Here is an 11,682-nt window from a genome sequence, read left to right as displayed (position 1 = left end):
GAGCCGTATGACACGGGACCACTGCCGACGCTCTAGCGCTCGAACCGCTGAGGGTCCCCCTCCGAACTTCGTACGCACTGCGTCGTACGGGCGAGGAGGGCTGTCGGGTCGGAGCCGATCGGGCCACCGACCGGGCATCCTCATTCATGCAGCCCGTCGAATAGTCGGCGGGCGCATTACCACTGTACCCCGGAAACGCGCACACGCGATGGCCGATTTGGTCACGTAGTCGTCGTCACACTGATTGAGCAGGGACTTCCGTCGCGCGGCGAGCGAGCTATTGTGCGCTTCATGACGACCTCTGACAAGCCTGAAAACGCCTCCGCCGCACCTGCCGAAACCACCGGAGTCGCCGCCCAGGACTGGACGCGGGCCTCCGCCGAACCGCAGTACCGCGCGGCGGTCGTCGACCTGCTCGGCGCGCTCGCCTACGGCGAGTTGGCGGCGTTCGAGCGGCTGGCGGAGGACGCGAAGCTGGCGCCGACGCTGGCGGACAAGGCGGAACTGGCGAAGATGGCGTCGGCCGAGTTCCACCACTACGAGAAGCTGCGCGACCGGCTGACGGAGATCGGCGAGGAGCCGACCGCGGCCATGGAGCCGTTCGTCGCCGCGCTGGACGGCTTCCACAAGCAGACCGCGCCCTCGGACTGGCTGGAGGGGCTCGTCAAGGCGTACGTCGGCGACTCGATCGCCAGTGACTTCTACCGCGAGGTCGCCGCCCGGCTCGACTCGGACACCCGCGAGCTCGTGCTGGCCGTCCTGGACGACACCGGGCACGCCGGCTTCGCCGTCGAGAAGGTGCGCGCGGCCATCGACGCGGAACCGCGCGTGGGCGGCCGGCTCGCGCTGTGGGCGCGGCGGCTGATGGGCGAGGCCCTGTCGCAGTCCCAGCGCGTGGTCGCCGACCGGGACGCACTGTCGACGATGCTCGTGGGCGGTGTCGCGGACGGCTTCGACCTCGCCGAGGTCGGTCGGATGTTCTCCCGGATCACCGAGGCGCACACCAAGCGGATGGCGGCGCTGGGACTGGCGGCCTAGCTCGACGTCCTGGCTCACTGGCCCGGCTTAGCCACGTGGCCTACGGACCCGGCGCACTGATCCGGCTCGCTGTCCTGGCTCGCTGGGGCGCCGCGACCGGCGGTGGATCAGGCGGTTGCCGATCGGCGGCGGAGTCTTCCCGCGGGGCGCAGCAGGAGCGAGAGCGAGGCCGCGGAGACGATCGTCGCGCCGACGAGGATCACCAGGACGCCGCCCGTGTCCAGGGCGCTGTGCGTGACGAAGGCGCCGAAGAGGGCGCCGGCCACGCCGGTCGCGAGGACCAGGGAACGGACGGGCAGACGGTGGGACAGTCGGTGGATCGCCAACCCTGCCAGCACGAGACCGAGAAGAGCGGAGCCGAGCGTTTCCAGCAACATCATGGGGTCCCTCCCACACGGCCACACTGCGCGTCACGGTCGTAGCCCGTCATACCCGTGACCTGCGGAATTCAATCCTCATCCGTGCGCGGCTCGTGCTCCGTGTGTGGCGGAGAAAAATCGAGAGGGGCCCGGCGACCCACGGTCGCCGGGCCCCTCTCGTCGTGTATGACTACAGCGCGCCGAAGCCCACCTTGCGCGGGGCCGGCTCACCGAGCTCGACGTAGGCGAGGCGGTCGGCAGGGACGAGGACCTTGCGGCCGTGCTCGTCCACGAGGCTCAGCAGCTGCGACTTGCCGGCCAGCGCCTCGGACACCGCCCGCTCGACCTCCTCGGCACTCTGACCGCTCTCCAGAACGATCTCGCGAGGCGCGTGCTGCACGCCGATCTTGACCTCCACGGCTATGTCCCTCCGACGGTCAGTGAAGTGCGCGACTTACGCGCCGTACTCCGCACACATTAGCCCGGTGAGGGGACGTACACGCTCCGCGCAAGAACGCCAGGAGCGAACAGCGGGCGGGAACAAACCCTCGTGACGGGCGCGGTCAGTGGTGGTCCGTGCCGTGCAGCGGGAAACCGGCGATGCCCCGCCACGCCAGCGAGGTCAGCAGCTGGACCGCCTGGTCGCGCGGGACGCTGCGGTCGCTGTGCAGCCAGGAACGGGCCACCACCTGGGCGAGCCCGCCCAGGCCGGACGCCAGCAACATCGACTCCGCGCGCGAGAGGCCGGTGTCCTCCGCGATGACATCGCAGATCGCCTCGGCGCACTCGTTCGCCACCTTGTCGACGCGCTCACGCACCGCGGGCTCGTTCGTCAGGTCCGACTCGAAGACCAGACGGAAGGCACCGCCGTCGTCCTCCACGTACGCGAAGTAGGCGTCCATGGTCGCCCGTACGCGCTGCTTGTTGTCGGTCGTCGACGCGAGCGCGGTGCGCACGGACTGGATCAGCGACTCGCAGTGCTGGTCCAGCAGCGCGAGGTAGAGGTCGAGCTTGCCGGGAAAGTGCTGGTAGAGCACCGGCTTGCTGACGCCGGCGCGCTCGGCGATGTCGTCCATCGCGGCCGCGTGGTAGCCCTGCGCCACGAAGACCTCCTGCGCGGCGCCCAGCAGCTGGTTCCGTCGGGCACGGCGCGGCAGGCGCGTGCCTCGCGGGCGGGCCGCCTCTGTCTGCTCGATGGCTGTCACGCCGCCTCCCAAATTCGTCCTCATGCGGTGTGCGCCGCGCCGCCATCGTACTTTTCGGTAACCGTGGTGTGCGCTGTGAGAGCGCAGAATTTCACGGACCGGACGCCGACGAATATCGCGCACAATGTGTCAAACCTGGATGGAACGGTCGCTGTCACCGATAGTCGTCCTCGTCGATGGAGACGATGCGGGCCTGTTCGATGAGGTCGGCCTCGCTGGCCCGGTCCGGGTCCACCCCGGTCAGCGGGTCGTCCCGATCCGGCCTGACGTCCGCCTGCTGCTCGGCGGCGTCGCCCTCCGGTGCTTCGACGTCGATCTCCTTCGCTTCCTCGGCCTCCTCGTCCACGAACGTCTCGGGGTCGGTGGGATCGATGGCCATGATGGGCTCCCTTCCTAGAACATCCCTGAACGGAACAGGGGGCCACATGCGGGTGCCCTGCGTTCGAGCCTAGGAGACACCCGATCCGGATGCCATGCGATCCGGACACCTGCTGTGACGGCGAACACGTGAAGCACTACGTGATCGTCTCGTAATATTGCCGCATGTCTTCGACCGAGCTGCCGTTCGTGCCGCCCGCCAACGTGCTCCCCAAAGTGGCGCCCGTCAGGGTCGCGGAGGGTGAGCGGCTCAGGTCGGTCGGGCTGCCCGGGATCACGCTGACGGTGCGGTCGAGGCCGCCCGCGCGCGAGGGGCTGCCGCCCGCGCTCTACGTCCATGGACTCGGCGGTTCCTCGCAGAACTGGTCGGCGCTGATGCTGCAGCTGGAGGACGCCGTCGACGGCGAGGCCGTCGACCTGCCCGGCTTCGGCGACTCCCCGCCGCCGGACGACGGCGACTACTCGATCACTGGGCACGCGCGCGCGGTGATGCGTCATCTCGACGCCTCCGGGCGCGGTCCGGTACACCTTTTCGGGAACTCGCTCGGCGGTGCGGTCGCCACGCGCGTGGCCGCGGTGCGGCCCGATCTCGTCCGCACAGTCACCCTTGTCTCGCCCGCGCTGCCGGAGATCCGCGTCCAGCGCACGGCCGTGCCGACGGGGCTGCTGGCGGTGCCCGGCGTGGCCGGGCTCTTCACCCGGATCACCAAGGAGTGGACAGCGGAGCAGCGGGTCCGCGGGGTCATGGCCCTTTGCTACGGCGATCCCGGGCGGGTGACTCCGGAAGGGTTCTCCAACGCCGTGGAGGAGATGGAGCGGCGGCTGCAACTGCCGTACTTCTGGGACGCGATGACGCGTTCCGCGCGCGGGCTGGTCAACGCGTACACCCTGGGCGGCCAACACGCGCTGTGGCGCCAGGCCGAACGCGTCCTCGCGCCGACCCTTCTCGTCTACGGTGGGCGCGATCAGCTCGTAGGCTTCCGCATGGCACAGAAGGCGGCCCGCACCTTCCGCGACGCGCGCCTCCTCACGCTTCCGGAGGCAGGGCACGTGGCGATGATGGAATACCCGGAGACGGTGGCGGGCGCGTTTCGCGAGCTGATCGCCGACAGCGGCAGAGAAGGAGCCCCCTACGGTGGGGCCGGAATGTCTGGCAGTACGAACTCGGGGAGCTGAGGGGCGAGTGGGACGCCACAGTCGACGTGGATCTGCTCCCAAGGGTGCCCCAACGGGGGACGGTGCAGCTCAGGGCGCACCGAAGGTCTCCAATGGCACGCCTGCTCCTGGTGCGCCGAGGGTTCCTGACGGCACGCCTGCTCCTGGTGCGCCGAGGGTTCCTGACGGTACGCCTGCTCGTGGTGTGCCGAGGGTTCCTGACGGCACGCCTGCTCGTGGTGTGCCGAGGGTTCCTGACGGTACGCCTGCTCGTGGTGTGCCGCGGTTCCCCGACGGTACGCCGGCGCACGGGTTCCCGCAGGTTCGTGGCGGGCACCCCGAGCAGCGTGAATCCGGCGGCGGCTGGGGGGAGTTGAGCGGGCGCGGCGGGGTCGGGCACGGCAGGCCGAGTGGGCCGGGGGGCGCGGGCGGCCCGGGGGGGCCAGGCGGTCCGGGCGGCCCGGGCGCCGGTGTTCCCCGGCAGCGGCAGGCGCCGCCGGTGGGGTCGGCGCGCCCCGCGGGACCTGGAGCGCCTCGGCAGGACTACCTCGACGCCTTCGGGAGGGAGGACGACGTCTTCGCGCCCCGTACCCCCGTCGCCTCGGCGCACCGCGCCCCGGCCGTCGCGCATGCCTCGGGCCCGTACGCCTCTCACCCGTACGCCTCCGAGCCGTATGCCTCCGTGGCCGCCTGGCCCGCCGAGACCGGCAGCGACGGGCGTGACGGTCTCGATGACGACGACGCGCCGCCCACGGGTGCGCCGGCGCCCGTCAAGGGCGGCAAGGGGCGGACGTTCACCGGGATCGCGGCCGCCGCCGTCACCACCGTGCTTGCTGTCGTCGTGGCCGGTCAGGTCGCGGACGGGCGGGACGACGACGCCGTACGGTCGCAGTCCGCCACCGACCAGGCCCGCGACGCCCGCGACTCCTCCTCGCGCGGGGACGGGCGGCCGACGCCCTCCGGTTCGCCGAGCGTGGCGACGTTGACGTACGAGCAGGGGATGGACAAGACGTACCAGCTCGGCGCCACGTTAAAGGGGCCGGGCAGGTTCGACGCGATCCAGGGGATCGACAAGGCGCCCGGCAAGGGGCAGAAGTACACCTACCGCGTGGACGTGGAGCAGGGGCTCGGGCTCGACGGCGAACTCTTCGCCGAGGCCGTGCAGAAGACGCTCAACGACGACCGGAGCTGGGCCCACAACGGTGCCCGCACCTTCGAGCGCGTCTACTCCGGCAAGCCCGACTTCGTGGTCACTCTCGCCAGCCCCGGCACCACCGCCACCTGGTGCGCCAAGTCCGGTCTGGACACCACTGTGGACAACGTGTCGTGCGACTCGGCCTCGACCGAGCGCGTGATGATCAACGCGTATCGATGGGCGCAGGGATCGAAGACATACGGTGCTGAGATCCATGCATACCGACAAATGTTGATCAACCATGAAGTCGGCCACCGGCTCGGCTACAGCCACGTCACCTGCGACAAGAACGGCGAACTCGCCCCGGTCATGCAGCAGCAGACCAAGTTCCTCGACCATGACGGAATTCGCTGTCGAGCCAACCCCTGGCCCTACCCGGGGAGTTGACGGGCATCGGCTGACGGGCGGCTCTCGGCCCCAACCGTGCCGCGTTGACATGCTCAGAAAAGTCGTACATATTGCTGCGCATGTCGCCCCGTCACACCTCCGCACGCGCCGCCATTGAGATGGCGCTCATCGGTGTGACCCCGCTCTGCGTGGCCGACATTCTCTGTCGCTGACGCCCGCCCCTCGGCGTGCGCGTCGCGAACTCTCTTTCTGTGCGTGTTTGGCGTGACTCAGTCACTTCTGTGTGTGACCCGGTCTCGCCTTTTCCGACGACCTGACGCCCGGGGCAGACGTCTGTGCCTGCCTGTCTCACTCTTCGGCAATCTGTCTCAATTTCGAGAGGTCGTCTCCGATGCGTCAACCGTCCCTCACAGCGCGCCGCGTGGCCGCGGCATCCGTAGGCCTTGTCCTGGCAGCGGGCGCCGTCGCCTGCGGGCCCGAGGACAACGATGCCAAGGGCTCCAGCGGCGACTCCACGCCCCACAACGGCGGCACGCTCACGGTCCTGAACTCCGACCCCCAGCAGGACTTCGACCCGGCCCGCCTGTACACCTCCGGTGGCGGCAACGTTCCGTCCCTCGTGTTCCGTACGCTCACCACCCGCAACCGCGAGGACGGCGCGGCCGGTGCCGAGGTCGTCCCGGACCTCGCCACCGACACCGGGCGCCCGAACAAGGACGCGACCGTCTGGACGTACACCCTGAAGACGGGCCTGAAGTACGAGGACGGCACCCCGATCACCTCGGCCGACATCAAGTACGGCATCGAGCGCTCCTTCGCCCCCGAGCTCTCCGGCGGCGCCCCCTATCTGAGGGACTGGCTGGTCGGCGCGGCCGAGTACCAGGGCCCCTACAAGGACAAGAAGGGGCTCTCGGCGATCGAGACGCCGGACGAGCGGACCATCGTCTTCCACCTGAACAAGCCCGAGGGCGAGTTCCCGTACCTGGCCACGCAGACGCAGTTCACGCCCGTCCCGAAGAGAAAGGACACGGGCACCAAGTACGAGGAGCACCCGGTCTCCTCGGGCCCCTACAAGGTCGTCACGAACGAGAACGACGGTGAGCACCTCGTCCTGGCGCGCAACACGTACTGGTCCGCCTCGACGGACGCCGAGCGCAAGGCGTACCCGGACAGGATCGACGTACGGTCCGGACTCGACTCGTCCGTGATCAACCAGCGGCTGTCCGCGTCCCAGAGTGCGGACGCGGCCGCGGTCACCACGGACACCAACCTCGGTCCGGCCGAACTCGCCAGGGTGACGGGGGACAAGGAGCTGGCGGCGCGCGTCGGCACCGGTCACTTCGGCTACACGAACTACCTCGCGTTCAACCCGAACGTGAAGCCGTTCGACAACGTCAAGGTGCGGCAGGCGATCTCATACGCCATCGACCGGTCGTCCGTGATCAACGCGGCCGGCGGGTCCGCGCTGGCCGAGCCCGCCACCACCTTCCTGCCGGACCAGAAGTCCTTCGGCTACACGCCGTACGACCTGTTCCCGGCGGGCACGACGGGCAACGCGGCGAAGGCGAAGGAGCTGCTGAAGGAGGCCGGTTACGCGAACGGGCTGACGGTCACCCTGACCCACTCCAACAGCAAGGACTTCGAGACCAGCCCCGAGATCGCGACCGCGATCCAGGACGCGCTGAAGAAGGCCGGCATCACCGTCAAGCTGCAGGGTCTGGAGGACAACGACTACTCCGACAAGATCCACAATGTGAAGAGCGAGCCTGGCTTCTTCCTCGCCCACTGGGGCGCCGACTGGCCTTCGGGCGGGCCGTTCCTCGCCCCGATCTTCGACGGCCGGCAGATCGTCAAGGACGGTGCGAACTTCAACACCGGCTTCCTCAATGACAAGTCGGTCAATGCCGAGATTGACGCGATCAATAAGTTGACGGATCTTGACGCTGCCGCCGAGCGGTGGGGTGCACTGGACAAGAAGATAGGCCAGCAGGCCTTGACCGTGCCGCTGTTCCACCCGGTCTACAAGCGGCTGTACGGCAAGAACGTCAAGAACATCGTGATCAGCGACTGGACCGGTGTTCTGGACATCTCGCAGGTGGCGGTCAAGTAGCGCCATGAGCGAGGCACTTGTCGCCTCCGAGGTCTCCGGGACGGGCATCGCCGTCCCGGGGGCCTCCGGGGCTCGTCAGTTCTGGCGGCGGCTGCGGTCGCAGCGCGCCGCCTTCGCCGCGGCGGTCGTCGTCGCGCTGCTCGTCCTGGTCGCGCTCGCCGCACCGCTGCTCACGGCGATCGAGGGCCAGGACCCGACCACCTACCACCCCTCTTTGGTGGACTCCGCGCGCGGCGGCATGCCCGTCGGTTCCTTCGGGGGCGCCAGCGGGGACCACTGGCTCGGCATAGAACCGCAGACCGGACGTGACCTGTTCGCGCGGCTGGTGTACGGCGCGCGCGTGTCACTGGGAGTCGCGCTGGCGGCCACCGTCGTCCAGGTCCTCATCGGTGTCGTCGTGGGGGTCGCGGCCGCGCTCGGGAGTCGATGGGTTGATCAACTGTTGAGCCGGATCACCGACGTCATCGTCGCCATGCCACTGATGATCATGTCATTGGCGCTGCTCGCGATCGTCCCGTCGAGCTTCCCGCGACCTGTCCTGGTCGCCCTGGTCATCGGGTTGATCGCGTGGGGCAACATAGCCAAGATCGTGCGCGCGCAGACGCTCACCCTCAAAGGGCTCGACTACGTCTCCGCCGCCCGGCTCAGCGGCTGGGGCACCTGGCGGATCGCCCGCCGGGAACTGCTGCCCGGCCTTGCCGCGCCTGTCATCACATACGCCGCGCTGCTCGTCCCGACCAACATCAGCGTCGAGGCGGCCCTGTCCTTCCTCGGTGTCGGCGTCAAGCCGCCGACACCGTCCTGGGGGCAGATGCTCACCGCCGCCGACGTCTGGTACCAGGCGGCCCCGCAGTACCTGCTGCTGCCGGCCGGCGCGCTCTTCGTGACCGTCCTGGCGCTGACCGTCCTCGGCGACGGCGTGCGCACCGCCCTCGACCCGCGCGTGGCCTCACGTTTGCGCGTCGGCACGGGCCGTAAGCAGGAGGCCAAGGCGGGCGCCGCCTCGAAGAAGGGAGGCGTCTCATGACCGGCTTCGGGGGCTTCGTCCTGCGCCGCGCGGTCGGCGCCGTCATTACCCTGCTCGCCATCTCGGTGATCGTCTACGTCGTCTTCTACGTCACGCCCGGCAACGTCGCGCAGATCACCTGCGGCCCACGCTGCTCACCCGCCCAGGTCCAGCAGGTCGCCGAGCAACTCCACCTCCACGACCCGCTGTACGTGCGCTACTGGGACTTCCTGCAGGGCCTCGTCGCCGGCCAGGACTACTCGACGGGCACCTCGGTCCAGCACTGTTCGGCGCCCTGCCTCGGGCTTTCGTACCAGAGCGACCAGCAGGTCACCGAGCTGATCCTGGCGAAGCTGCCGGTCAGCCTGTCGCTCGTGTTCGGCGCGATGGTGCTGTGGCTGATCCTCGGCGTCGGCACCGGTGTCCTCTCGGCATGGCGGCGCGGCCGCCTCACCGAGCGGGTGCTGACCGGCATCACGCTCGCGGGTGTCGCCACACCCGTCTTCGTCATCGGCCTGGTCCTGATGATCGTCGTCTGCGGCGAGCTCGAACTGCTGCCCTTCCCGCAGTACGTCAGTCTCACCGGCGACCCCGAACAGTGGGCGTGGAACCTGCTGCTGCCCTGGCTCTCGCTCGCCCTCATAGAAGCCGCCGCGTTCGCCCGGCTGACCAGGGCCTCGATGCTGGAGACGCTCGCCGAGGACCACATCCGGACCTTCCGGGCGTACGGCGTCACCGAGCGCTCTGTCATCGCGCGGCACGCGCTGCGCGGGGCGTTCGCGCCGGTCATCGCGCTCAACGCCAACAACTTCGGCAGCGCGGTCGGCGGCGCGGTGCTCACCGAGACGCTCTTCGGACTGCCCGGCGTCGGTCAGGAACTGGTTCATGCCGTCAATGTGGTCGACCTCCCGGTGGTCGTCGGCATGGTCCTCGTCATCGGGTTCTTCGTAGTGATCGCCAACGTCGTCGCGGACGTGCTGTACGCGGTGGCCGACCGACGGGTGGTGCTGGCGTGAGCGACGCAACGAAGGCGTCTTCCGGGAGCCTCGTCGAAGTCACCGGCCTCACCGTCGACTTCGGTGAACTGCGTGCCGTGGACGGCCTGTCCTTCAGCCTTGCGCCGGGCGCCGCCCTCGCCCTGGTCGGCGAGTCCGGCTCCGGCAAGTCCACGGTCGCCTCGGCCCTCCTGGGCCTGCACCGCGGCACGGGCGCGCGGGTCGGCGGCTCGGTCGAGGTCGCCGGAACCGACGTACAGCAGGCGTCGGACGACGAGCTGCGGCGGCTGCGCGGCGGGAAGGCCGCGATGGTCTTCCAGGACCCGCTGTCGTCCCTCGACCCGTACTACGCGATCGGGGACCAGATCGCCGAGGTGTACCGCGTCCACGCGCGCGCGTCGCGGCGAGCGGCACGCGCGCGTGCCGTGGACGTACTGGACCGCGTGGGGATCCCCGACGCACACCGCCGGTCCCGTGCTCGCCCCCACGAGTTCAGCGGGGGCATGCGGCAACGCGCCCTCATCGCCATGGCGCTCGCCTGCGAGCCTGACCTGCTGATCGCCGACGAGCCGACGACCGCGCTCGACGTCACCGTCCAGGCCCAGATCCTCGACCTGCTGCACACGCTGCGCGAGGAGACCGGCATGGGCCTGCTGCTCGTCACGCACGACGTGGGCGTCGCCGCCGAGAGCGTCGACGAGGTGCTGGTCATGCGGCACGGGCGGACGGTCGAACACGGGCCGGTCGATGCCGTCCTCCGGGCGCCCGCACGGCCGTACACCAGGGAACTGCTGGGCGCGGTCCCGCGTGTGGACGCGTCGCGCGCTCGCTCCGAGGCGGCCGGGGAGGTCGTCCTCGAAGCGACTGGCCTCAGGCGCGAGTTCGGGCGCGGAAAGCGGGCGTTCGCGGCCGTGGACGACGTCTCGCTGACGATCCGGCGGGGCGAGACCCTCGGCGTCGTGGGCGAGAGCGGCAGCGGGAAGACGACCCTGGGGCGCATGCTTGTCGGTCTCCTGGAGCCGACGGCCGGCGAGATCAAGCCCGGCGGGGGAGTGCGCCCGGACGTGCAGATGGTCTTCCAGGACCCCGTCTCCTCCCTCAATCCCCGCCGCAGCGTGGGCGAGTCGATCGCCGACCCGCTCCGCGCGCGTGGGATGGGGGTCCCCCCGCTCGAACGAAGCCGAGAGTGGGGGACGGACGAGGGGCGCATCAGGCGGCGTGTACGGGAACTGCTGGAGCGCGTGGGACTCGATGCGGCGCACTACGATCGCTACCCGCACGAGTTCAGCGGCGGACAGCGCCAGCGCGTGGGCATCGCGCGGGCGCTCGCGGCCGACCCGCGCGTCATCGTCTGCGACGAGCCGGTCTCCGCGCTCGACGTCACCACCCAGGCGCAAGTGGTCGCCCTGCTCGGCGAGCTCCAGCGCGAACTCGGGCTCGCGCTCGTCTTCGTCGCCCACGACCTCGCCGTCGTGCGCCAGGTCAGCGACCGCGTCGCGGTCATGCGCCGCGGCCGGATCGTCGAGTCGGGCCCCGCCGACGACGTGTACGACAACCCGCAGGACCCCTACACCAAGCAGCTCCTGGCCGCAGTACCGGCGCTCGACCCACGCATCGCGGCCCGGCGCCGGGCGACCCGACGCGAGGCGCCCGTGACCTGAGCATCCCCACCCACCCTCGAGTGACGATCCGTGCGCAAATGATCTCTTAGCGCGACGGAACGCGACCGGCACGGGAAAGTTACGACCGTTCACCCCTTTTGGTGGGGGGGGGGGGGGGGGGGGGGGGGGGGGGGGGGGCCGCGCGGGGGGGGGGGGGGGGCGGGGCCCGGGGGGGGGGGGGCCCCCCGCGCCCCGGGGGGGGGGGGCGGGGCGGGCGGGGGGGGGTTGTTTT

Annotated in this window: 12 protein-coding genes; 8 read left to right on the top strand and 4 right to left on the bottom strand. The window is 70.1% G+C overall.

From position 1 onward, the window contains the following. The first annotated feature begins 282 nt into the window (after positions 1–282). Entirely contained in the window at positions 283–1,038 is a 756-nt protein-coding gene (locus ACFYO2_RS10125) for a ferritin-like fold-containing protein (RefSeq protein WP_388346768.1), read from the top strand. 107 nt (positions 1,039–1,145) lie between these two features. Here ACFYO2_RS10125 and ACFYO2_RS10120 read toward each other — a convergent pair whose 3' ends face one another. From ACFYO2_RS10120 to ACFYO2_RS10105, 4 genes are all read right to left on the bottom strand, one after another. Next, entirely contained in the window at positions 1,146–1,415 is a 270-nt protein-coding gene (locus ACFYO2_RS10120; protein WP_388347556.1) for a hypothetical protein, read from the bottom strand. 172 nt (positions 1,416–1,587) lie between these two features. Then, positions 1,588–1,815, bottom strand: a complete 228-nt coding sequence (locus ACFYO2_RS10115; protein WP_019754243.1) for a DUF3107 domain-containing protein — start codon at positions 1,813–1,815, stop codon at positions 1,588–1,590. 145 nt (positions 1,816–1,960) lie between these two features. Then, the gene (locus ACFYO2_RS10110) at positions 1,961–2,602 is read right to left on the bottom strand and encodes a TetR/AcrR family transcriptional regulator (RefSeq protein WP_388346766.1); all 642 of its coding nucleotides are present in this window, start codon (positions 2,600–2,602) and stop codon (positions 1,961–1,963) included. Positions 2,603–2,756: 154 nt separating this feature from the next. Next, positions 2,757–2,981: a hypothetical protein gene (locus ACFYO2_RS10105; RefSeq protein WP_388346763.1), complete on the bottom strand. Its 225-nt coding sequence runs from the start codon at positions 2,979–2,981 to the stop codon at positions 2,757–2,759. A 164-nt stretch (positions 2,982–3,145) separates the two neighbouring features. Between ACFYO2_RS10105 and ACFYO2_RS10100 the strand changes: the two genes are divergently transcribed. The 7 genes from ACFYO2_RS10100 to ACFYO2_RS10070 all read left to right on the top strand — a co-directional run bounded on the left by ACFYO2_RS10100 (position 3,146) and on the right by ACFYO2_RS10070 (position 11,450). Next, a complete protein-coding gene (locus ACFYO2_RS10100) occupies positions 3,146–4,156 on the top strand; it encodes an alpha/beta fold hydrolase (protein WP_388346760.1) in 1,011 nt (336 codons plus the stop codon). Between the two features lie 7 nt (positions 4,157–4,163). Next, a complete protein-coding gene (locus tag ACFYO2_RS10095) occupies positions 4,164–5,717 on the top strand; it encodes a DUF3152 domain-containing protein (protein ID WP_388346758.1) in 1,554 nt (517 codons plus the stop codon). Positions 5,718–5,797: 80 nt separating this feature from the next. Further along, a complete protein-coding gene (locus ACFYO2_RS10090; protein ID WP_388347554.1) occupies positions 5,798–5,890 on the top strand; it encodes an Ms4533A family Cys-rich leader peptide in 93 nt (30 codons plus the stop codon). Between the two features lie 179 nt (positions 5,891–6,069). Next, the gene (locus ACFYO2_RS10085) at positions 6,070–7,788 is read left to right on the top strand and encodes an ABC transporter substrate-binding protein (RefSeq protein WP_388346755.1); all 1,719 of its coding nucleotides are present in this window, start codon (positions 6,070–6,072) and stop codon (positions 7,786–7,788) included. Positions 7,789–7,792: 4 nt separating this feature from the next. Beyond that, on the top strand, positions 7,793–8,815 hold the full coding sequence (locus ACFYO2_RS10080; protein WP_388346752.1) for an ABC transporter permease: 1,023 nt from the start codon (positions 7,793–7,795) through the stop codon (positions 8,813–8,815). After that, positions 8,812–9,810, top strand: a complete 999-nt coding sequence (locus ACFYO2_RS10075) for an ABC transporter permease (protein WP_388346749.1) — start codon at positions 8,812–8,814, stop codon at positions 9,808–9,810. The genes ACFYO2_RS10080 and ACFYO2_RS10075 overlap by 4 nt, the downstream gene beginning before the upstream one ends. Further along, on the top strand, positions 9,807–11,450 hold the full coding sequence (locus ACFYO2_RS10070; protein WP_388346747.1) for a dipeptide ABC transporter ATP-binding protein: 1,644 nt from the start codon (positions 9,807–9,809) through the stop codon (positions 11,448–11,450). Before ACFYO2_RS10075 ends, ACFYO2_RS10070 begins: the two co-directional genes overlap by 4 nt. Positions 11,451–11,682 lie beyond the last annotated feature (232 nt).

The organism is Streptomyces sp. NPDC006602 (genome assembly GCF_042870385.1).
Classification (GTDB): domain Bacteria; phylum Actinomycetota; class Actinomycetes; order Streptomycetales; family Streptomycetaceae; genus Streptomyces.
This window is presented reverse-complemented; position numbering and strand designations above follow the sequence as displayed.